Source organism: Mycobacterium europaeum (genome assembly GCF_002102155.1).
Lineage (GTDB): Bacteria > Actinomycetota > Actinomycetes > Mycobacteriales > Mycobacteriaceae > Mycobacterium > Mycobacterium europaeum.
In genome coordinates this window covers 264,677-286,029 of the sequence record NZ_LQOU01000025.1, presented here as the reverse complement: position 1 = coordinate 286,029, position 21,353 = coordinate 264,677, and the positions used below count along the sequence as shown (strand labels likewise).

19 protein-coding genes and 4 pseudogenes are annotated in these 21,353 nt (G+C 63.6%); 9 read left to right on the top strand and 14 right to left on the bottom strand.

Annotation, left to right across the window (positions count from 1 at the left end; translation table 11 throughout):
- The 10 genes and pseudogenes from AWC03_RS13310 to AWC03_RS13270 all read right to left on the bottom strand — a co-directional run.
- Positions 1–1,121, bottom strand: a 1,121-nt coding sequence (locus AWC03_RS13310; protein WP_085240958.1) for an IS256 family transposase, incomplete at its 3' end; no start/stop codon positions are given.
- Positions 1,122–1,239: 118 nt separating this feature from the next.
- Entirely contained in the window at positions 1,240–1,686 is a 447-nt protein-coding gene (locus AWC03_RS28120; RefSeq protein WP_142278382.1) for an ISAs1 family transposase, read from the bottom strand.
- Positions 1,664–2,116 (bottom strand): annotated as a pseudogene (locus AWC03_RS28115) (ISAs1 family transposase); the annotation flags it as partial. The gene AWC03_RS28120 and the pseudogene AWC03_RS28115, both read right to left, overlap by 23 nt.
- 53 nt (positions 2,117–2,169) lie before the next feature.
- On the bottom strand, positions 2,170–2,385 hold the full coding sequence (locus tag AWC03_RS28320; RefSeq protein WP_082278415.1) for a transposase family protein: 216 nt from the start codon (positions 2,383–2,385) through the stop codon (positions 2,170–2,172).
- A gap of 385 nt (positions 2,386–2,770) precedes the next feature.
- Positions 2,771–3,067 (bottom strand): annotated as a pseudogene (locus AWC03_RS27870) (phenylacetic acid degradation protein); the annotation flags it as partial.
- An 18-nt stretch (positions 3,068–3,085) separates the two neighbouring features.
- Positions 3,086–3,586 (bottom strand): PaaI family thioesterase, encoded by a 501-nt coding sequence (locus tag AWC03_RS13290; protein WP_042791998.1) that lies wholly within the window; start codon positions 3,584–3,586, stop codon positions 3,086–3,088.
- A complete protein-coding gene (locus tag AWC03_RS13285) occupies positions 3,583–4,275 on the bottom strand; it encodes an MFS transporter (protein ID WP_134770488.1) in 693 nt (230 codons plus the stop codon). The genes AWC03_RS13290 and AWC03_RS13285 overlap by 4 nt, the downstream gene beginning before the upstream one ends.
- A gap of 216 nt (positions 4,276–4,491) precedes the next feature.
- Positions 4,492–5,694, bottom strand: a complete 1,203-nt coding sequence (locus tag AWC03_RS13280; protein ID WP_042792000.1) for an NAD(P)/FAD-dependent oxidoreductase — start codon at positions 5,692–5,694, stop codon at positions 4,492–4,494.
- Positions 5,691–7,031 carry a cytochrome P450 gene (locus AWC03_RS13275; RefSeq protein ID WP_051472937.1) on the bottom strand — a complete coding sequence of 447 codons (1,341 nt, stop codon included), beginning with the start codon at positions 7,029–7,031 and terminating at the stop codon, positions 5,691–5,693. Before AWC03_RS13275 ends, AWC03_RS13280 begins: the two co-directional genes overlap by 4 nt.
- 71 nt (positions 7,032–7,102) lie before the next feature.
- Complete coding sequence (locus tag AWC03_RS13270) at positions 7,103–7,423, bottom strand: 2Fe-2S iron-sulfur cluster-binding protein (protein ID WP_042792002.1); 321 nt, start codon at positions 7,421–7,423, stop codon at positions 7,103–7,105.
- 126 nt (positions 7,424–7,549) lie between these two features.
- Here AWC03_RS13270 and AWC03_RS13265 point away from each other — a divergent pair, with 126 nt between their 5' ends.
- The gene (locus AWC03_RS13265; RefSeq protein ID WP_042792003.1) at positions 7,550–8,563 is read left to right on the top strand and encodes a helix-turn-helix domain-containing protein; all 1,014 of its coding nucleotides are present in this window, start codon (positions 7,550–7,552) and stop codon (positions 8,561–8,563) included.
- A 1,156-nt stretch (positions 8,564–9,719) separates the two neighbouring features.
- The gene (locus AWC03_RS13260; protein ID WP_051472938.1) at positions 9,720–11,549 is read left to right on the top strand and encodes an IS481 family transposase; all 1,830 of its coding nucleotides are present in this window, start codon (positions 9,720–9,722) and stop codon (positions 11,547–11,549) included.
- A gap of 217 nt (positions 11,550–11,766) precedes the next feature.
- Here AWC03_RS13260 and AWC03_RS13255 read toward each other — a convergent pair whose 3' ends face one another.
- Entirely contained in the window at positions 11,767–12,582 is an 816-nt protein-coding gene (locus AWC03_RS13255; protein WP_051472939.1) for a hypothetical protein, read from the bottom strand.
- A gap of 377 nt (positions 12,583–12,959) precedes the next feature.
- On the opposite strand from AWC03_RS13255, the pseudogene AWC03_RS13250 reads away from it, so the two are divergent.
- Positions 12,960–14,160 (top strand): annotated as a pseudogene (locus tag AWC03_RS13250) (IS110 family RNA-guided transposase).
- 99 nt (positions 14,161–14,259) lie between these two features.
- Positions 14,260–14,856, top strand: a complete 597-nt coding sequence (locus tag AWC03_RS13245; RefSeq protein ID WP_096288364.1) for a TetR/AcrR family transcriptional regulator — start codon at positions 14,260–14,262, stop codon at positions 14,854–14,856.
- A gap of 481 nt (positions 14,857–15,337) precedes the next feature.
- Here AWC03_RS13245 and AWC03_RS27280 read toward each other — a convergent pair whose 3' ends face one another.
- Positions 15,338–15,514: a hypothetical protein gene (locus AWC03_RS27280; protein WP_158089970.1), complete on the bottom strand. Its 177-nt coding sequence runs from the start codon at positions 15,512–15,514 to the stop codon at positions 15,338–15,340.
- A gap of 148 nt (positions 15,515–15,662) precedes the next feature.
- Here AWC03_RS27280 and AWC03_RS13240 point away from each other — a divergent pair, with 148 nt between their 5' ends.
- Positions 15,663–15,962: a hypothetical protein gene (locus tag AWC03_RS13240; protein WP_085240913.1), complete on the top strand. Its 300-nt coding sequence runs from the start codon at positions 15,663–15,665 to the stop codon at positions 15,960–15,962.
- 47 nt (positions 15,963–16,009) lie between these two features.
- On the opposite strand, the gene AWC03_RS13235 is transcribed toward AWC03_RS13240, so the two are convergent.
- A complete protein-coding gene (locus tag AWC03_RS13235) occupies positions 16,010–16,651 on the bottom strand; it encodes a TetR/AcrR family transcriptional regulator (protein ID WP_085240911.1) in 642 nt (213 codons plus the stop codon).
- 643 nt (positions 16,652–17,294) lie between these two features.
- Here AWC03_RS13235 and AWC03_RS13230 point away from each other — a divergent pair.
- The 3 genes from AWC03_RS13230 (at position 17,295) to AWC03_RS13220 (ending at position 19,642) form a co-directional block, all read left to right on the top strand.
- Positions 17,295–18,599 carry an MCE family protein gene (locus AWC03_RS13230; RefSeq protein WP_042792071.1) on the top strand — a complete coding sequence of 435 codons (1,305 nt, stop codon included), beginning with the start codon at positions 17,295–17,297 and terminating at the stop codon, positions 18,597–18,599.
- 55 nt (positions 18,600–18,654) lie between these two features.
- Complete coding sequence (locus AWC03_RS27275; RefSeq protein ID WP_158089969.1) at positions 18,655–18,807, top strand: hypothetical protein; 153 nt, start codon at positions 18,655–18,657, stop codon at positions 18,805–18,807.
- Between the two features lie 172 nt (positions 18,808–18,979).
- On the top strand, positions 18,980–19,642 hold the full coding sequence (locus AWC03_RS13220; RefSeq protein ID WP_085240910.1) for a TetR/AcrR family transcriptional regulator: 663 nt from the start codon (positions 18,980–18,982) through the stop codon (positions 19,640–19,642).
- 566 nt (positions 19,643–20,208) lie between these two features.
- Here AWC03_RS13220 and AWC03_RS13215 read toward each other — a convergent pair.
- Positions 20,209–20,973, bottom strand: a pseudogene (locus AWC03_RS13215) (ISL3 family transposase); the annotation flags it as partial.
- A 171-nt stretch (positions 20,974–21,144) separates the two neighbouring features.
- Between AWC03_RS13215 and AWC03_RS13210 the strand changes: the two are divergent.
- Positions 21,145–21,351 (top strand): hypothetical protein, encoded by a 207-nt coding sequence (locus tag AWC03_RS13210; RefSeq protein WP_042792009.1) that lies wholly within the window; start codon positions 21,145–21,147, stop codon positions 21,349–21,351.
- Positions 21,352–21,353: the final 2 nt, after the last annotated feature.

The following is a 21,353-nucleotide window of genomic DNA, read 5'->3' as shown; positions in this document are numbered from 1 at the left end:
CTACGAAGTCCTCGTCGCCCACTGGCAACCCCGCAAACCCGCCACCAATCACCGCTCACCTTGACGATTTCATCCGTGGAGCAGATGACCCGACGTATCTCGACGTCGTAGTCCAGGAAGGGCACGAACTCGCTCCAGGCGTTCTCCCAGAGCCGGATGATCGCCGGGTACTGGGGACCCCATTTCGCGGTGAATTCGACGAAGCGTTCCTTGGCCGCGGCCTCGGTCGCCGCGGTATAGACCGGCCGAATGTCGCGGGCGATCTGATCCCAGTACTTGCGGGACGCGTAGCGAAAGGTGTTGCGCAACAGATGAATGACGCACGTTTGGATGATCGCTCGGTCCCAGACGGTGTTGACTGCCTCGGGCAATCCTTTCAATCCGTCACAGACCACGATGCACACATCGCCGGTGCCGCGGTTCTTGATCTCGGTGAGCACCGACAGCCAGAACTTGGCGCCTTCGCTGCCCTCGCCGGCCCACAGCCCGAGGATGTCGCGCTCGCCTGCGCAGGTGACCCCCACGGCCACGTAGATGGGCCGGTTGGTGACCTGCCCGTCGCGGATCTTGACGAAGATGGCGTCGATGAAGACCACTGGATATACCGCTTCCAGCGGCCGGTTGCACCATTCGGCCATCTCGCCGACCACCTTGTCGGTGATCCGGCTGATGGTGTCTTTGCTGACGGTGGCGCCGTAGACGTCGGCGAAGTGTGCCGCGACCTCGCCGGTCGTCAATCCTTTTGCCGTCAACGACAATACGATCTCATCAATACCGGTCAGGCGACGCTGTCGTTTCTTGACGATCTGCGGGTCGAAGCTGCTGTTGGTGTCACGGGGCACCTCGATCTCGACGGGCCCGATCTCGGTGAGCACCGTCTTGGCCCGGGTGCCGTTTCGGGAATTGCCGCTGCCACGGCCCGCTGGGTCATGCTTGTCATAACCCAGGTGCTCGGCCATCTCCGCGTCCAGCGCGGTCTCAAGCACGTTCTTGGTCAACTGATTGAGCAGCCCGTTGGGGCCGACCAATTCGACTCCTTGTTCCTTCGCCTGCGCCAGCAGCTGCTCAGCCAGCTGCCGTTGATCCAGTTCCATCGCCACAGGATCGAGTGTTTCTGACATCGTCAGTCCTTCCCGCCAAGCACCGCTCGGCGTGTCAGACCAAGATCAGATCCACCGTTGTTCGGACAGTCCCGACGTGGCCATCCCGCTCGACCCAGGGTCCCGGAAAAGTCACATCTCATGAGGTTAGGACCAATTTGAGGGCGTGATCGGGGTGTCTGGTGTGGTGGCGTAGGCCGGCGGCGATGTTGTCCCATCCGGTGGTTCGGAGCATGCCGATAACGAGGTTGCGGCAGGTGGCCATCACTCGTGGCGCTTGGCCGGTACGTATCCCTGATCCGTCCTCGGCGAAAGTGACGTCTTGGACCCAGTGAAGGCGATTTTCTATGCTCCAGCGGCCTTGTACCCAGGCGGCGGGTCGCTTCAGCGGCGCCGTCGTGTGGTTTGCTGAGGTGATCAGGTAGTCGACCTCGACGGTTATGGCTCCGTTATCGGTGACGGTGCGGCGTAGTTGGGAGACTTGGGCTGCGTCGGGGAAGTCGATCCAGGCGGGAACGTCGGCGACCTTGATCGTTCGGGTGATGCGCCGGCCACGCTCAGTGTTACGGGTCGTGTGCGCGGGCATGTCCTTGCAGGGCAGCTTCTTGAGCTTGTAAGTGCAGGGTGGGCATGTTCGCCTTGACCGTGAACACGTAGTCCCCACCGGCGCCGTTGATGGTGGTGGCGGTCTGGGTGTGTATCGCATCGAGGGTCGCCACCGCATTGTCGAGATCGAGGTGTCCCAACAGTGTTCGGGCGGCGCGTATTTCGTTGCTCTTGGCGTTGACGGCGACCTGTCCCAGCACGGCTCCGACACCGTGGTCGAATGCGGCGATCAGGTGCGGCGCCTTACCGCCGGGGTGAGTGCGCGCACCGCGGATCGTCTTGCCGTCGATGGCGATCACGCGGCGCTGCTCGCCGGGGCAGATTCCGGTGAAAGTTGGCGTCCATATCCACTCGCCCAGCGCCCGGTCGAGGGCGTCGGCATCAATGCGCGCGAACAGCTTGCGCAACGTCGATTCGTCCGGGGCCCGAACAAGGCCAGGTTGTCAATTGCGGTCTCGGCGGCCTACTGACCCGTCGCCGCGAACGACCGGCACCCAGCCAAGGTAGCTGTGACCGCCAGCGCGAGCACTCCGACCAGCGGGTAGCGCACCCCGCGCCGGTCGCGTGGGTCGGGCACCCTCTGAAGGGCTTCCCGCAGTCGTTCGTGGCGCGTCCGGTTTGCATCGGCATGCGGGTGTGACCTCGAGTTCGGATGGTTGGCTTCGTAACCTGCATCCAAACCCTTTGGTCACACCCGTCACAGTAGTCACGCCGGTCACGCGGCGACAACGGCCAAGGTCGCAACACTACGCATCAACTTTTCCGGCACCCACCCTGGGTGATGTCCGGCATCGACAGCTGGAAGGGTCAAGGATAATTCTGCTGATGACGCGGGTGTGCCCGATATTCCATGGAGTCTTTGCGGCAAACCACGGCGGCCCTATTTCGGTCGGTGTGTGAAGCGTGGATCTAATAGCCGCTGGTCCCACGCTGCCAGGCGGGACATCTGTTCCCGCAACGCTTGTTGTCACCGACGGGAACGATTTCACTGAACCGCCCATGGGACAGCCCTTTGGCCCGTAGCCCTTGTGCGAGGCGATCGTTAGGGATCGCTGCGGTGCCCGGTTGGACACGGGTTGCAGGTTCAGCTTGAACTCGGTGGTCGTCGCGACCCACGATCGCGCCGGAATGACTGGGTAGAACACGATCCCGAGACAATGGTCGACCCTCGCGGACAGACATCCGTAGCGCAGGTTGCCGAACGGTGTTAGCGGTTCGGCACGCGTTTCCATCTCTGCCACCAGCCGACCGGAAGTGAGTTTCGTGTGCCGAAAGTCCAGAAACGTCGACAGTCCCCCCGCTGAGTTCGCCGATCTGCTCATCAAAGGTGCGCGAACTTCACAGGTACCACCACATGTCATTCTCCTGCGCGTCATGCGTTAATCCCCGCCCTCCTCAGCGAACCGTTTGAGCATGTCGCCGAACGCGCCGAGGTCACCGTGCGCGGCGAAGTGCTCAACGTCCACTGCGATGAACCTCGCTGTAGCGGTGAAGCGCACGACGCCGGCCTCGCCGGTTCCCGTCGCACTGACGTGTAGGGAGCGACCTTCGCGGGCGTGAACGTGTGCGGTTATGCGGTGCGGTTGACGTAGCGGCACTGGTTGGAGGTAATCGACCGCCAGATTGCGGGTGACCGCCGGTGCGCCGGCGATCCAGAGGGTGAAGCCGAACAGGTCGTCGCAGGCCGCGGCGATCGCGCCGCCGTGCGCGAGGCCCGGTGCGCCTGCGTGCCTTTCGTCGAAGACCACGTCGGTGTACACCTGCTGTCCGGATCGAAACACCTTCATCTGCAGGCCGTTGGGGTTGTCGGGGCCGCACCCCATGCACGTGGGGGTGTGCGGTGGTAACTGCTCCGGCTCAACGCGCACTATCTCGCTCATGACGTCGTCGATTCTGCAAAGGTGTCGATGTGCGATCTGGTGTTCGTCTCAACCCCCAGGCGTTGCCGAGCGGTTGTGGACGGACGGCCGCGTGCCCAGGTGTCGAGGATGACTGCGCTGACGGCAGTGATTGGTGAGAGCGCCAGAGCGGCTTGGCTTTTGCCGTGCGCGATCGCCTCGCGTGCGATGTCGGCGAGGTGCTGAGCGCATGGACCTGGCTGCTCGGCGACCTGTAGCGCGGCGGCCAACGAGTCCGACAAGGGCTGGTGCGCCGGTGATGGAACTGTGGGCAGCACGGGTTGGATGCGATAGACATACCCGGCGGTCAGAACGCTGCCGGCGACGGCTACTCCGATGGCGGCTCCGATTTCGCAGATGGCGTCATTGACTGCGGCGGCTACGCCGTGTTTCTCCACCGGCGTCGCTGCGACGATGGCTGTGGTCGCTGGGGCGGTGATCAGACCCAGCCCAGCGCCCATGGCCAACAACGGCGACAGAAAGTCGGGGTAGGTGGCGTTGACGCCTGACCGGCGCACGTCCACCCATCCCCGCGAAGACGTCTTCACAGGCGCGGTGATCGGCTTCGTCGTGGCGCCGGGGGCTCGCCGCTCGGCTGAACTCGTCATCAGGGGTGCATTGGTGCACATCTCAACTCCAAAGAACGCAGAAGTCTTCGCCGTGACGTTCACCTAGCAGCTTCTGCAGAGGATCGTTTCTTTCTTTGTGATTTTGATCAGTACGGTTGAGTCGACCCGCTGTGGCAGTGGCGCCAGAGACGACCGACGGCAGCCGCTCGCGCCCCTTTTGCCAGCGGGAGCTGGATGACGGTTGTCCACTGACGTTGCTCTGCGAACTGCGGTCCGCAATCGCTGTTGTCGTACCCATCGCCCCGAGGGCCCGTCACCTCAGGCCGATCCGGCGAGCGCCAGTTCGGCCCGGTCGACGGGGACTTCGTGGGTAATGGCCCGCTTGCTGAACATGAAGTCGCGGGGGCGGTTGATGCAGTCGGCGGCAATGAACCCGCCGGCACGGAGGTAGAAGCAGGTGAAGTGGCGGTCCCGGGTCGGGTCGCCGTTGAGGACGACTTCGTCGTATCCGGTGTTGAGGCCGGCGATCTGGAGCTTGAGGTTGTACTGATCTGACCAAAACCATGGGAGCGCCACGATTTTCTTTGACTTAGCGCACATGGTCGCCGCAGCTACTTTGGCCTGTTCGCCTGCGCTCGGCACGGATTCCAGGCGGATGCGACGCCCGTAACGGGCCATGTGGTGGCTGGCGCAGTCCCCGGCAGCCACGATGTCGGGGTCGCTGGTCCGGGCCTGGTCGTCAATCACGACGCCGTTGTCGACGGCCAGGCCCGCGGCGGTAGCAAGCTCGATGTTCGGCTCAACGCCGATGCCGACAATGACGAGGTCGGCGGGAATTGATTCGCCACTGGCCAGGAATACTTCGCGGACCATGCCGTCGCCGGACAGGGCATCGACCAGCGTGCCCGTCCGGATGTTGACGCCCTCCTCCCGGTGGACCCGGTCGAAGAACGCCGATACCTCGGGGGCGGTGACCCGTTCGAGAACGCGCTCGGTCGCCTCGAGCACGGTGACCTCCATACCCAGTCCACGCAACGAGGCGGCGGTCTCCAGTCCGATGTAACCGCCGCCGACGATCACGGCCCGACCGCCGGCAGTGGTGCCCTTGCGGATCATCTCGACGTCTGCGGCGGTGCGTAGGTAGAAAACTCCGGCCAGGTCGGCTCCCGGTGTGCAAAGACGCCGAGGGCGGGCGCCAGTGCACAGTGCGAGCTTGTCGTAAGGCAGTACTTCGCCGGTATTCAGCACGACGTGACCAGCCGGGCGGTCGATCGCCTCCACCGTCGCATCCAGGAGTTGTATTCGCTGCTTGGCGTAGAAACCCGAGCTACGAATCGCGAGATCGTCGAGTGTGCTCTTCCCGGCCAGGTATGCCTTCGACAGCGGGGGCCGCTGGTAGGGCAACGCCGACTCCTCGCCGACGAGGACGATCTCACCGTCCCACCCTTCTTGGCGAAGACTGGCCGCGAGCTGGGCGCCCGCGTGGCTGGCCCCCACGATGACCGCTCGCTGCAAGGTCATGCGCCAACTTTCGGGGTGAGGCGGACCATCAGCTTGCTGATACCCCTCACGAAGTTGGACTGCACGTACTCGGGCTCACCGAGGACTTCGATGTTCTCGAACCGCGGAAGCAACTCCTCCCACAGGATCCGCAACTGCATCTCGGCCAGCCGGTTGCCCATGCAGCGGTGGACGCCGAAGCCGAAGGAGATGTGGTTGCGGGCGTTGGCCCGATCGATGATCAGCTCATCGGGCCGCTCGAACACGCGCTCGTCGCGGTTGCCCGAGGCGTACCACATCACGACCTTGTCGCCCTTGCGGATGAACTGCCCGTTGAGCACGGTGTCGGCCTTGGCGATCCGACGCATATAGGCCAACGGTGTTTGCCACCGGATGATCTCCGAGACCATGTTGGGGATCAGGTCGGCGTTCGCCTTCAGTTTCTCGAACTGGTCAGGGAACTCATTCAGCGCTAGAACACCACCGCTCATCGAGTTTCTGGTCGTATCGTTGCCGCCCACGATCAGCAACACGAGGTTGCCCAAGAACTCCATCGGGCGGTCGATCAGATCCTTGGTGCTCTCGTCGCTCTGCAACATGGTGATCAGATCGAAGCCGGGCTGCTCCCCGGCAGCTGTCCGGGCTGCCTTGTCCCGCCAGTGAGCGCTGAGACCTCGAGCCATTTCGACCATGCCACGAAACACCTCGTCGTTGTCCGAGGGTCCACCGTTGGCTTGCTCCATCGAGGTGGCAAGATCGGACCATTCGACGAGCTTGCGCCGTTGCTCGAACGGGAAGTCCAGCAGCGTCGCCAGCATGCGCGCGGTCAACTCGATCGAGACGTGTTGCACCCAGTTGAACGGTTCGCCAAGCGGGAGATCGTCGAGCACGTCTCGGACGCGCTCCCGGATGACGCTTTCCATCTCACGCAGGTTCTTCGGTGCCACCACGCCCTGGACAGCCTGCCGTTGCACGTCGTGGCGTGGTGGATCCATCGCGATGAACATCGCCAAGTCGAGGAAACGCGGCGGGGTTCCGATGATGATGAACGGCTCGGCGGAGAAGACCTCGTGGTTCTTGTCGACGGCCACGATGTCGGCATGGCGCGTCACCGACCAGAACGGGCCGAATGCGCTGTGGGCCTGATAGTGCACAGGAGCCTCGTTGCGCAGGCGCTCGTAGTAGGACTTCCAACGCCCCTGCCGGTAGAGGAACGGATTGCTGAGGTCGATGTCGGTCAGTTTGACCTCGTCAGCGGGCGGGATCGGTCGCTCGGTAAAAATCTGCTGACCATTGGTGCCGGTGACCCAGCGCCGAGTCTTGTCGTAGAGGTGCGCGCCCTTGATCAGTGGGACCATAGGGATGGCTCCCTGGGCCTTGGCGGTGACTGCGTCAAGAATATTCGTCACGTCTTCGTGTCCTCTCGTCGTTACATCTGAAACTCTGGCAGGTGGACGGTCAAGCCGTCCCACGCCTCAGAAACCGGCATCTGGCAGGACAGCCGGGAGGTCGGCTGACGCTCGGGGTTCATCGCGAGCATCTCTTCTTCATCGGCCCCGGAGGGGCCGACCTGATCGGTCCATTGCGGATCGACGATCACATGGCAGGTGCCGCACGCGGCTTCGCCTCCGCAGTCGCCGTCGATGCCGGGCACCGCGTTGTTGGTCGCGACCCGCATCAATGACTGACCTGCCTCAAGAGGCGCCTCGTACTTCTCGCCGTCGTGGGAGATGAAGGTGACAACGGCCATAACCAACTCCTAATACGTTGTCCTCAACGTGAATGCTGTTGTTAACAGCGTTGTCGAGGACGAGCGCTTAGGCTATGTTTACCCGGACCAGGAACTTGTGAATTTAGCTCAAAGGGGTCTTGGCCAGTGGACCTCAATAACGCAGGCGTGCCCCCACTCGCGTTCGCGCAACTGCTCGAGAGCCAGGCACTCGCCCCAGACGCAGTCGTGCTACTTCGCAACATCATGTCTCGCGAAGGAGTCGACGAGGCGACGCTGATCCGGCGCGATGTCCAAGCCCCGCTACGATGGCTTCGCGAGGTCTACCCCGAACTCGCCGTCGAACAGGCAACCCTCCTCGGCTTCGCGTTCGCTGGACAGGCACAGTTGACGTCCTTCGGCCCGTTGAGCGTTCCGCTGGTCAGCGCAGGCTCGGTAGCCGAGGTCGTGGAGTTGCTCACCTATCTGCCGTTGATCACAACGGCTGTCAATCCACAGTTCCATCTAAATGACCACGGCCTCACCGTCGTGCTCTGCGGACACACAAGCGATCCGGCACTGGACTGCCTGGCCATCACATACGCCGGGTCGGCGTTGTTGCGACTGCTGGACATGCTCGTCGGTGACGCGCCGAGCGCCACACTCCACCTGAGTTGGCCAGCGCCCGTCACCCTGAACGATCTCGACGAAGACGTGGTGCTAGCCGGGCGCCTGTTCTTTGACGCATCGATGTCCTACCTTCGCGTTCCCGCCGACACGCTCGATGAGGTGTGCCGGTTCTCCGATCCCCTCGCATATCGACTCGCCGTCGCCCAGCTGAACTCGGCTCTCAACCAGCGGAGCGGAGCCACGTCCTTTTCGGAGAAGGTGAGACAGCTGTTGGAGAAGGATCCCGGACATCGAAGTAGCCAGTGGGTCGCAGACGAACTTTCGTTATCCACAAGCACACTTAAACGGCGGCTCTCCCAAGAGGGGACCACCTTTCGCGCGTTGCGCCAGTCGTGTTTGCGCGAGAGCGCGATGATGCTTTTACTCACCCGATTGATGTCGGCGAGCCAGATCGCCACCAAGCTCGGATACAATGACCTCGCCAGCTTCTCACACGCCTTCAAGCGATGGACTGGCCGCTCTCCGAGCGAGTTTGGGATCTCACAACGCTGAGCCGCCCCAGCGAGTCCGGAGATTCCAGACCTTGGAGCGTTTTTCTACAGCGTCGCCTCGGCCCCGGTTTCAACTGCTGCATCAGAATCGGACGAGCGCTCGGATGTTGCGGCCTGAGCGCATGTCTGCGCCAGGCGTTCGCGGTCACGTAATTTCCCCCAGGGGTGGCCGTCACGTAATTCCCTTGGGTGTAACGCTGCTGAGAGTGAGGGTAGCCGGGCTGGTTGCGTCCAGCGGAGTGGTGGTGTGCGAGCCGGACCTGATCGTGAGTGCCGGCGTGTCGTAGCCGAGTGATTGAGCACTGTCCACGATATCGATCTTGGGAACCTAGAGAATTACCATTATGTCCCTGCCGGACAGGCACTTTCGCGAATCTAAGCACCTAGACCGCGCTTGATGCAACACCGAGGCTAGCTGCTCAGCAGCGCTGCGCTCCGCCGACAGTGAACGGAAATTGCCCTGGTGCACTGGTTAGGTGTGTGGCTGGGCGGTTGTGTCCGCCGGTGGTCGGGGTGATGCTGATGGGGTGTTTCAGTCGAACCCGTTCGCTCTATGTTGCCATGTGAGCCCGCAGACTAGCTTGGGGGGCGGAGGGCACGATTCTTATCCACGGGAACTGCGCTCAAAGAGACTTTCGTTGTAGGGATTGACCTCAAATTAGGGCCCCCGGCGTGCACCAGATCGTGGCCTTGGTCCTAACTGGCGCGTTCCGAAATTGTCGGGATCACGTTCCCAACCTCAATGCCTACCACCAGCCACCAGGCGCCGAATAATTTTCGTCACCTCCCAGCCGACCCGAGGGCACCACCGTCGGACTGGAGTGTGAGGCCCTGACGCCGCCATCCGAGCCGATCTGCTCACTGGCTTCCCTGAGCACGGCAGGGCGATCTATTTTCGGTGAAGTGAGCGCCACCGATGGATGACCGATCGGCACCGGTCTGGTCGCGATGGTGGGCCACACAGGAAGCCGACGTTGCAGCGACCTACGCAGCACGTCGCATCAACATCCGTAGGGACGTTGGCATGCTTGAAGAAGCGGGAAGCACGCACCTGAAACCGCCGGTTGAAGTGTCATGTGAAGTCTCAGGAGATGAGTTACGCATCGTCCTCGGGACTTACTTGACATAGCATCGGCGAATTGTGAAGCTTGCTCGCCGTGGCGGCTGTCGGTGGTGACTCTGGTGATCGAGAGTGGTTGGTAGAGCAGCGATATCGTGCGGTGCTCGAGGTGTTGGACGGCTCACCGGTCGGCGAGGTGGCCGTCCGGTACGGGGTGTCACGGCAGAGTGTGCACGCCTGGAAGGGCAAGTACTTGGCGGGCGGGATCGAGGCGCTGCGCGAGGCGTCACGCCGACCCAGGACCAGCCCGACCCGGGTGGAGTCCGCGGTGGAGGCGCTGGTGTGTGAGATGCGGCGAGCTCATCCACGCTGGGGCGCACGGCGGATCACTTTCGAACTCGCGCAGTCGGGTGTGCCTGCGCCGCCGTCGCGGGCCACGGTGCACCGGATCCTGGTTCGCAACGGGATGGTGCGTGCCCAGCCGCAACAGCACCGCCGCAAGTACCGTCGCTGGCAGCGTGAGGCGCCGATGCACCTGTGGCAGTTGGATCTGGTCGGCGGGTTGTTCTTGGCCGATGGGCGCGAATGCAAGATGCTCACCGGTATCGACGACCACTCTCGGTTCGTCGTGGTCGCCGCCGTGCTTGCCGTACCCTCGGGCCGGGCGGTGGCTGATGCGTTCCTCAAAGCGATGCGCGTCTACGGTGTGCCCTCAGAAGTGTTGACCGACAACGGCAAGCAGTTCACCGGCCGGTTCACCAAACCGAGGCCGGCGGAGGTGCTGTTCGAGCGGGTCTGCCGCGAGAACGGGATCACCGCCCGACTCACCAAGCCCCACTCACCCACCACGACCGGCAAGATCGAGCGCTGGCATCAGACCCTGCGCCGCGAACTCCTCGATCCGGCCGGACCATTCGTGGACCTACCGTCTGCGCAGGCGGCGATCAGCGCCTGGGTGCACACCTACAACCATGCCCGACCCCACCAATCGCTGGACATGGCAACCCCGGCGAGCCTGTTTCGGCCCAACGCCCAACCCGAACCCCTAGTGCTCACCGCACGGCCAGACGCCCCGGGCGGTCAATACGCAGCCGACACGGTCGAGACAACCGCCACGACCGACGCCGAAGGCGCCGACAGCGGGCTGGTGTTGCTGCCCTCGGCCGGTGCGGTCGAGTTCGACACCGTCATCGCCGCCAGCGGCCTCCTGGCGGTCATCCCCTCGGTGCAGCGGATCAGCCTGGGCCCCAACCGCGCTGGCCAACGCGCGCACGTTTGGGTCGACGAGTACACCGTCCATGTCCTCATCGACGGTGCGCTGGTCAAGACGGTGCCCTCCAACCTGAGCGCCGAAGACCTCCGCATCCTGAGCATGCGCGGCGCGCGCCCGGCCGGAGCGCCGCCGGCCACAGCATCGGTGACCCGCGCCGGCAGCCTCCCGGCGGCGACCGTGATCGAAGTTGATCGCTTCGTCGATATCAACGGCAACGCCGAGCTGGCCAAGCATCGCCTGAAAATCGGCGCCGAACTCGCCCGACGCAAAGTCACGCTTCGCCTCGACGGACACCTCATCCACGTCGTCTACAACGACCTACTCGCCAAGACGCTGCCCTCACCTATCCCGGCCGATCAGTACACCAAAATCCGCGGCGCCCGGATCGCCGCCAGTCAATCGCCGCCCCCCGCACCCGGCCCGATCAGCGTCCAACGCAAGGTCCCTCGAGACGGCGTCGTCATGGTCGCGCGCCAACGCCTGCGCGTCGGACGCACCTACACCGGCAAGATCGTCACCATCCACGTCGAGGACACCCACTTTCGCGTCACCTGCGACGGCGCCCAGCTGTCCATCCACCCGCGCACCACCGATCTCCCAATCCGCCGCTGGAAAGCCAAGATTCACGCTCCGCGCCCAAATCCGCCCATGTAAAGGATGTCGTGAGACTGTAAACCATGTCCTGCGACAAAGGAGTTAAGCACGTCCTGAGACCTGACACGACAGTTGAAGCGGTCGGGCCGCACTACGCCAATTCTTCAAGCTCTGGGGGCTGACCCGTCGATGACCTACATCTGCGCCTATTTCACCCAGGTCTTGAATTCACGGGTCATTTGGTGCAGTGAGAGATCGAGGTCGTCAACTCGTAGGCCTACTGGTCTGGGCCTTCTGGTGAAGGTCGGCGAGCAGTGCGGTGTCCGCTGGATCGTGCCCCGCCGACTTTACCCTCCACAATGAGGTAACCGTTCTCGTCGACCCTGATCCAGTCCACTGCGGCGATACGCGTGTCGTCGGGGGAGAAGGGGCCGGGGGGTTGGTCATCGGGTTGGGGGATGGCGTCTTGGCGTCGAGAAAGTTCCAGTTCGGCGTTGCGGTAGTCGTCGTAGGTGTCGCGCAAGATTCTGTCGACCCACAGGCCGATGACGACGAGTTCGGTACGCTGTCGTACGAGATCCTCGTCGTCGACGCCGACAGTTGACTGCAAGGTTTGACGCACCCGCTCGGCCTCCCAGGAGCCGGGCCGCCCGGCCAGGATTTGTTCGGTGCCTTCGATGTTGACGGCGGCCGCGGCCAGGGCGTGGGTGACGAACTCGGCCCAGTCGATCGGTAGCGCTGCGCGGGAGTCGCGATCCGGTTCCCATTTCCCCGAACTATGTTGACGCATCGGCTGATTCGTCAGATGAGCGGCCTCCGTCAGGGCGGCGATCACGTCGTAGAGGACTTCGTCGTACGGTCGGGGAACCATCGTCTCGGCCGCAGTCAGATATCCGGTGTCGAACAGCGCCGCCGAGAGGACCTGACGATAGGGCCGGCCGATCTCGGCGGCCATAGCCCGCAAGTTGTCTCGTGTTGGCAGAGAGGTCAATTCGCTGATCGTCACTGCATCAAGGATTGCCGCGTGACGCCAATACGGTTCGCCCAAGCCGGTGTCGGACGCGTTGTGACCGCGCTTGTACTCGTCGATCACCGAGCCCGGTGCCTGGTGTCAGGCAGCGCCAGCCGGTAACTCAGCATGTCTGCCGCCGATACCAACGACGAATCACTCAAAGGTATTAACCGACTACACCCCATGAATGACCGGGGCTAACCACGGAGGCCTCTATCCGGTCCATATTCCTTACGGTTTTTGCAGGGTGTTCGTGGCTGTCGGCCGTAGGCTTCGAGTACCCAGGGACGTCGGGTATGGCTTTCCATATTCTGCCTTTGGTGATGGCTCGAATCGATTGGCCGCCCGGGCGTCCCGCGACGACTCGACCGCTAATTGAGAGGTGCGATCTAATCGCTGTGTAAGGACACGTCGGCGTGGTCGTCTGGTGGGTTCAAAGACCGACAACGAACACGGAGGTGGTTGTGCCACAGCAACTATGGGCGGGTGTGGATGCCGGCAAGTCAGAGCACCATTGCGTCGTCGTCGACGTTGATGGCAGGAGGGTGCTCTCGCGGCGGGTAGCCAACGATGGCGACACTAAACGAGTTGATCAACGCGGTCACCACGCTCGCTGATGGGGGCGACCTCACCTAGGCGATCGACCTGGCCGGTGGTGGTGCTGCGTTGCTGATCACGCTGCTGCTGGACGCCTCCCAGCGGCTGCTCTACATCCCGGGCCGCAGTGTCTATTACGCATCGGGCGCCTATCGCGGCGACGCGAAAAGCGACGCCAAAGACGCGGCGATCATCGCCGATCAAGCCCGGATGCGCCGTGATCTACAGCCGCTGCGTTCCGGTGATCAGATCACCGTGCAGCTGCGCATCCTGACCGCTCGGCGCGCTGATCTGGTCGCCGATCGCACCCGAGCGCTAAACCGGCTGCGCGCTCAGCTGCTGGAGTACTTTCCCGCCCTCGAGCGGGCGTTTGACTACGGTCAACACAAGGCTGCGCTGATCTTGCTCACCGGTTACCAAACCCCCGAGGCACTGCGTCGCGCGGGCGCCGCGCGGCTGGTGGCCTGGCTGCGCAAACGCAAGGCCCGCACCGCCGAGGCGGTCGCCGCCGCCGCACTCGAAGCTGCCCACGCTCAGCACACTGTGCTGCCCGGACAAGACCTGGCCGCCGCCATGGTGGCCCGGCTAGCCCAGGAGGTGATCACCCTCAACACCGAAATCGCCGACACCGAGACGATGCTCGAGGAACGATTTCGCCGCCACCGCCACGCCGAAATCATCCTGAGCATGCCCGGCTTCGGGGTCATCCTCGGCGCCGAATTCCTCGCCGCAACAAGGGGAGACATGAGCGCTTTCGACTCCGCCGATCGTCTGGCCGGCATCTGCGGGCTGGCGCCGGTACCGCGCGACTCCGGGCGCATCAGCGGCAACCTCAAACGCCCCCGCCGCTACCACCGACGACTCCTGCGCACCTGCTACCTGGCCGCCCAAAGCGCCGCCCGCACCGACCCGGCGTCTCGCGCCTACTACGAACGCAAACGCGCTGAGGGCAAACACCACCGACAAGCCGTCCTAGCCCTGGCCCGCCGACGCCTCAACGTCCTGTGGGCCATGCTGCGCGACCACACCACCTACCAAATCCCAACCGCCGCAGCGGCTTGACAAACCCATTGAGAATCGAATGGGTCACACGAGGCTGCAGCTGACCACGTTTTAGCCGCTAGACGGTACGGTACTGGACTGTACTACGGCGACGGTTCTATCGTGGGCGCTGTGTCTCGGATTGCCGATCACCCCGCGGAGTCCGCGCCGTGGTCGCCGCGGGAGGCCGAGTTGCTTGCGGTGACATTATGGCTGCTGCAGCAACACGGGTATGACCGGTTGACGGTGGACGCGGTGGCGGCCACCGCCCGCGCCAGCAAGGCGACGGTGTACCGGCGATGGCCATCGAAAGCCGAACTGGTATTGGCCGCGTTCATCGAGGGGACCCGCCAGGTCGTGGTCCCGCCCGATACCGGCACACTGCGGGGAGATTTGCTGGAACTTGGGGAGTTGGTGAGCCAACAGGCCCGCCAGCACGCCAGCACCATCCGCGCGGTGCTTGTCGAGGTGTCGCGTAACGCCGCGCTCAACGAGGCGATACGGCATCAGTTCCTCGAGCAGTGGAAAGCCTTGATCCAGCACATCCTGAAGCAGGCCGTTGACCGAGGTGATATCGCGGGCGCCGCCATCGACGACGAACTTTGGGACCTACTTCCCGGCTACCTAATGTTCCGGTCCATCATCTCTAGCCGACCCCCCACCCGTCGCACCGTGCAAGCCCTGGTCCTTGACTTCATCATCCCCAGCCTCACCTGATCCACCGGGTAGGGCGGTTTAGCCCCTGTTGTCTTCGGCGACGCCTCGCAGGCGTGAAAATGTGGTCGGGTTGCCCACCGACGCCGACTTTCACTCTGGTTTGTGGGCCCGTGGTTTAGCCTGGCGCCGGGCCCGACCTGGGAGGGTCACGCACTGTTGCTTCGAGCAGCCGGTCAGAATTTCGGTTCCTCGACCGAGGCCCCAGCAACCTCCCCATGAAATATCGATGTGATGGGAGGACAAGCGAAGTGAAATGGTCAACGTCCGCGACGTGAACAACGACACGGTGGACGCGGTGTGGCTGGTCACGTTCACAGAAGGGCGTGCTGCGGCCATCGTTCGTGCCGGCACCGGCGCGGCGGCTGCACGATGACACCCGGCTACGGGTCGACTGACCGGCGAACGCGCCCGCTACTGGGAGCGGCTCGAGAAGCTGCTCGAGGACGCGTTGATTTAAAGTGTCGGCGGTGGCGCGTAGAAGCTAGACACCGTCTCGGTTCGCGACATGCTTGAGGTGTTGATCGCTGGCGAGCGCGACGCCGGACAACTCGCTGATCTGGCCCGCCGCCGGGTGCGGGTCGAACACGGCGCCTTGGTCGAGGCTTGACGGGCCGATTTCGATGACCACCACGCGGAGCGGAGCCGGATGCTTGCTCACCCGATTGACACCCTCAGCGCGTAGATCGAACCCTAACCACTCGTATCGACGACCAACTGAGCGTCCTGATCGACGTGGCAGCCACAGCGGCGACACCAACGCGAGCGCGGCCGGCGGCGGGCCAGGCCAGATCATCGTCGACGACACCATGGCTGCCCGACAGACGCTTGCGGCGATCGAGTGTCTCGACGAGATCGCCGGCGTCGGGCGGCTCGGCGCACAGCTGATCCTGGCCGCATCGGCGCCGATATGGCCCCAATTCCCGACCGCCGCGCGCCTGGTGCAAACGGCAGTCGCTACCGGATTGGTTCGCGGTCAGCCCGCGGTTCAGTACGCGTTTCCGCACAGCGGCGGGACGCAGGTGCGTGGCGGCCACCCGTCCAGGTCTCCTCCGGGGCTATCTGTCGTTGCCGATCTCGTGGTCGGCGAATTGGCCATACTCGGGTAGCCGGAGCGGCTGCTGCGGGAAGCTGGTTTGCGGAGGGTGAGGGGGGCCTACGTTGCGGGCTCATCGGCATGGCGGCGGTGCGCGGCAAGGAAGTCATCGACGATGCGCTCACAGTCTTGACGATCGATGGCACGCAGGCCGGTGAGTCGAGCGAACGCGAGTGGCCCCACGAGTTGACACAGGATCAGCTGCGGGTCGAATTCATCGAGGTCGGCGCGGGCTTTGGGGCTTTGCAAAAGGCGATCGAACGGCTGGCGATACTGGTCGACGATTCGTGTCCGCAGCGCGTGCCGATCGTAGGTTTCCTGGGTGCTATTTGATGTTGGGCCAAGCGCGACCCAGGCCAGTGTGGTGACGTGCAGCGGTGCCTCCTGGAACAGCGTGGCTTGTCGGCTCAACAGTTCGATGAGTTGGTCGCGCAACGGTCCCGTCCCCGGCGGAGGGTGGACTTGCGGCAGCAGCCGTTCAAATGTGGCGGCCAGCAGTTGAGTGGAGCTGCTGAAGTGGCGATACAGGGTCGTGCGCGCGACTTTGGAGGCTTTGGTGACCGCGTCGATGGTGACGGCTTCGATGCCGCCGGCGCTGAGGAGTGTGGTGGCCGCATCCAATAGCCGGGTCCGTGAGCGTAGCCGGCGTGGGTCGACGTCGTCATCGTCGTCAACGGGGAATTCAAGGGCATCGCGCTCCATGTAGTCACCGTAAGCCCCGCCCGTACCTGGCCCGCACCGAATCGTGCCTGCATCGGGCGATTGACCCGACCGCAACGCAACTAACAATACTGGTAGTGGTGTAGCGCTACTAGTAGTAGTGTAGCGCTACTAGTAGTCCACTTATGCATATCCGTCTTTGCGCCCGGGGGAGGATTCATGTCAGGCAACGGGCCGAACGATCCCTGGTTCACAAGCTCCTCGATGCTGCCACTACATGCCATGTCGTCTGGCTGTCGAACGAACTTTCCGAGTTGTGCGAGCGAAATCGCGCAGACGAAGAGCGATGGTCCGCGATGAGTGTGCTGCTTGCGCCAACCAAGCCTCACGTGTGGACGCGTGCGGTTCGGGCTTTCAAGCGCACCGGCCGCGCGATTACCAGTGGCGTGCACCGACCGCCGCCGGTCGAGCAAGGCCGCGTGCGTCCACGTCATTACCCGCCTCGCTGCTGCTCATACCTCGACGACGACCTAATGAACCGCGAAATGTATGACCACTTGCGCGAGGAGCCGATCAGACTAACCTCCCGGCTGGCATTTCGCCTACGCCGCTCATGAAACTAACAAGGTTTCGACGATGGTGCATCGGGATCGTCAAACCACCTGCGCGCCAAGGGCGTTACGTGCTGTTGGTTAGGACTCAGACCAACGCCCCGCGGACGCCGCCGTATAAGTGGATTGCAGTCGCGACGCTGCTCGTACTCGCGGTGATTTTAGCCTCGGTGTACGGGCAATTCCGCGGTGCCTTCACCGAAAAGACGCAGCTGACCATGATCGCCGCCCGCGCCGGGCTGCTGATGGATCCGGGTTCGAAGGTGACCTATAACGGGGTGCAGATCGGCCGGGTGGGGTCGATTTCGGAAACCGTTCGCGACGGCAAGCCCGCCGCGAAGTTCACCTTGGAGGTGTATCCGCGGTATTTGGCGTTGATTCCATCGAACGTGAACGCCGATATCAAGGCGACGACGGTGTTCGGTGGTAAGTATGTGGCGTTGACGACGCCGGCCAATCCGTCGCCGCAGAAGATCTCGACGCACACGGTGATCGATGCCCGCTCGGTGACCACCGAGATCAACACGCTGTTTCAGACGATCACCTCGATCGCGGAGAAGGTGGATCCGGTCAAGCTGAATTTGACGTTGAGCGCGGCGGCGCAGTCGTTGACGGGGCTGGGGGAGAAGTTCGGTCAGTCGGTGACCAACGCCAACGCGTTGCTTGATGATGTGAATCCGCAGATGCCGCAGGCGCGCAGGGATATTGCGCGGTTGGCGGCGCTGGGGGATACCTATGCGAACGCGTCGCCGGATTTGTTGGATTTCTTGGACGACGCGGTGATCACCTCGCGCACCATCAATGCCCAGCAGAAGGATTTGGATCAGGCGTTGCTGGCGGCGGCCGGGTTCGGCAACACCGGTGCGGAGTTGTTCAACAAGGGCGGGCCGTATTTGGCGCGCGGTGCCGCCGATCTGGTGCCCTCGGCGCAGCTGCTGGACACCTACAGCCCCGAACTGTTCTGCGCCCTGCGCAACTACCACGACATCGTGCCCATCACCGGTGCCTCGGAGGGCGGATTCAACGGCTACTCGTTGAACATGGACACCGAGGTGCTCTCCGGGCTGGGACTGATCGCGAACCCGGTGTCCGCGGCGCCCGTCATCGCTTCGCTGGTGGGCGGTGTCGCCGGGGTGGTCGGTGGGGCGCCCAACCCCTACATCTACCCCGAAAATTTGCCGCGGGTGAACGCCCGCGGTGGGCCCGGCGGTGCGCCGGGGTGCTGGCAGCCGATCACCCACGACTTGTGGCCCGCACCGGAGTTGGTGATGGACTCCGGCAACAGCCTTGCGCCGTACAACCACCTGGACACCGGATCGCCGTATGCGATCGAATACGTCTGGGGCCGCCAGGTAGGGGATAACACAATCAACCCATAAAAATGGGCATTGCCGCATAGAGTGGGCGATGATCTTTTGTGGTGGGAGGGTTTTCGTGTGCGAGCCCAGTCAGCATCCGGGACAGCTCTCGACGCAATCCCGCGCCGACGCCGATCTGGTCATCCAGCAGATCCCGGCGATGCAGCATCACGTGGTGCAGATCCCAGTCAGGCTCATCCAGGGCGCAAGCAATATCGGCCAGTGGTGATTGGCTTCGCGGGGCGCAGCCGATTCGCGAGCCGGAATTCCACTGCGGCCTTTGTTGAACACTCGCGTGGAATCGATGAGCATTCGCATGGAATGATCGAGGCGACGACCCGCACTTGGCATCATGCCGCCAAAACCGCTAAATGTCGCACCGGAGCGAATGACACACTGTAGTGGCGCCGCAAAAGGGTAATCGCAGACCGGGCCGCCCGCCTGCCGCGACCGCCGGCGACGCGCGCCAGCGAATTATCCGAGCTGCTCGTTTGGTGTTTAGCGCACGCGGCTACGACGGCGCGACGCTCCAAGACATCGCCGCGCGCGCCGACCTGAGCCGGCCGGCGATCAACCACTACTTCTCGAGCAAGCGAGCGTTGTATCAGGAAGTGCTGGTTGAGACCAACGAATGCGTCATCGGAGCCGGTGTTAAACATGCGGACATCGAGAATTCGCTGGTGGCTCGCCTGATGGCGTTCATCTCCGCGATGAGAGCCGGTTCGGAAAATTTCGCCGGGTCTGCGTTTTTGGTCACTGGCGTACTCGAATCGCAGCGCCATCCCGAATTGGTTGGCACCGAAAACGATCCCCTTTGGATCATTCGGAAAGTATTGACACGCTTCGTCAACGATGCGATTGAGCGCGGCGAACTCGCTGCGGATATTGATGCATCGGCAATGGTCGAACCGCTGCTCGTCGTGGGTTGCGGCGTGGGGGTATACGCGGGCTACGTCCGGACTTACCCAGAGATGGTGGCCATGACCCCAATGCTGCGCCAACTCGTGGAAGGGGCGCTTTGCCCGCCCACCCGAGGACTAGCGGGACGGCCGTTACGGTGGTGACCCGTTGTGCTCAGCCGTGCTGAAGCCGACCATCCCCCGTCGAAGATCGCCAAAAACTCACCCGACGCCACCACGGTGATGGACGGCACCGCCCCCAACGACGCCGTCCCGCTCATCCGCTTCCTGGTCAGCGATCCTGATTCGGTACATGCGGCCGCGCCTAGGCAGGCTGACCCTTTTGCAGCGCGAACGCCTGACTGGTTTCTTTGGCTGGTTCATCGACATCGCACGGGGCGCAGCGCCCCGCCCCCTGAAGGCCTGCAGGACTGGCCTGTCAAACTACGGTCGGCTCGTCCTCATGCGTTATAAGAGTCTCTGAAGGGACAGCTTGGATGCTGGGTCGTCACTGGTGCCGTCAAGCGCGGATACGTTTTTCCGACATGACGACCAAGCAGACCGCGCTCGAGAGGACGACACCCACCGGAATCCGGGCCGGACGATACGAAACAGCCGACGACACTCTCCTTGCCTTCCTCCAAGCCCTCTGATTATGCCGACCTCACGGCTGCGGGCACCGCCTCCACCAGGCGCAACACCGACCATGTCGGCAGAACCCAGACGTCGTCATAAAAGGGATCCATCACCGCCGCCTCGGGCAGTTCGGTGGTGGTGGCGGTCTTGAATCCGGAGAATCCGTCCATGGCAACGACGTCCACACCATCGCGCCAGTCCTGTGGCCGGTCGGCCAGCCAGTCGGCGAATGCTCGTTTGGAGCGTCCTTCGACCATGTCGAGCAACCGCGCCGGACCGGTCTTGTCGCGCACGGGGGTCAAGTCGATGATGACGGTGACGTACTTGTCGGCGCGACGGGTGTGCCGCCACACATGCTCGTCGACGCCGATCACCGCGACCCCGTCGAAGCGGGCCGCATCGGCGATGAGCACCCGGCGGCCTTCGGCCAACACCGCGTTGTTAGCGGTGTTCCACGACACCGCGAGCGCTTCGGCGACTCGGGCCACCGACAGATGTTGGCAGACCAGGGCTTCCAGTGCCCACCGCAGGCCCCGGCGGGACAGCTTGGCCCGCGGCTCGGCGGCCTTGCTGGTGTCTTGGCGCCACACATGAGCGCAGCCGGCGCACCGATACCGGCGGATCGTGACCAGCAAGCATGTGGGCCGCCACCCGAACGGCTCATGAGCCAGTTGCCGGGTCACGGTGTCACGCACCGCGCCCTGCTCGCCGCAGCGGCGACACCACGAGTCGTCGTCGATAATCCGGCAAGCCAACACCGCCCGGTCCGGCTCCAGGCGTTGTCCGGTCACCTCCAACCCGAGCTCGTCAAGGCGGCAGAATGTGCTCAGATCAGGGCACGCGAAGGTAGCGTCAGGCACGTCGAGGTCTTTCAGATGGGCGGTGTGAGAACTCCCATCATCGGAAGACCTCGACCCCTATCCCGGCAGCGACGCGCCGACCACCTCTACACCCTCAACTGCGAAGAGCCGTCAACGCGTCCAACAGGCCACCTGCGACATCGCGGCCGCACCAGGGATCCGCTCTACGGCGTGCGCCGCACCCTGCGCACCCGATTCCCGCTGCTCACCGCCCGCCAACGCACCCGCCTGGAGGCGGTGTTCGCCGACGACAACCACCTCCCCGTGCAGCTCACCTGGGGCGTCTACCAGCGCATCATCGCGGCCTACAGCCACCCCGACCGGCGGCGCGGCAAGACCATGATGACCGCCATCATCAATGAGCCCCTTTGTCGCTAGGA

Excerpts from the sequence above, each read along its gene's own strand:
- AWC03_RS28120 (WP_142278382.1), bottom strand. The coding sequence starts at position 1,686 with ATGCCCGCGCACACGACCCGTAACACTGAGCGTGGCCGGCGCATCACC.
- AWC03_RS13290 (WP_042791998.1), bottom strand. The coding sequence starts at position 3,586 with ATGAGCGAGATAGTGCGCGTTGAGCCGGAGCAGTTACCACCGCACACC.
- AWC03_RS13280 (WP_042792000.1), bottom strand. The coding sequence starts at position 5,694 with ATGACCTTGCAGCGAGCGGTCATCGTGGGGGCCAGCCACGCGGGCGCC.
- AWC03_RS13275 (WP_051472937.1), bottom strand. The coding sequence starts at position 7,031 with ATGGTCCCACTGATCAAGGGCGCGCACCTCTACGACAAGACTCGGCGC.
- AWC03_RS13270 (WP_042792002.1), bottom strand. The coding sequence starts at position 7,423 with ATGGCCGTTGTCACCTTCATCTCCCACGACGGCGAGAAGTACGAGGCG.
- AWC03_RS13240 (WP_085240913.1), top strand. The coding sequence starts at position 15,663 with ATGGCTGCCCGACAGACGCTTGCGGCGATCGAGTGTCTCGACGAGATC.
- AWC03_RS13235 (WP_085240911.1), bottom strand. The coding sequence starts at position 16,651 with ATGGAGCGCGATGCCCTTGAATTCCCCGTTGACGACGATGACGACGTC.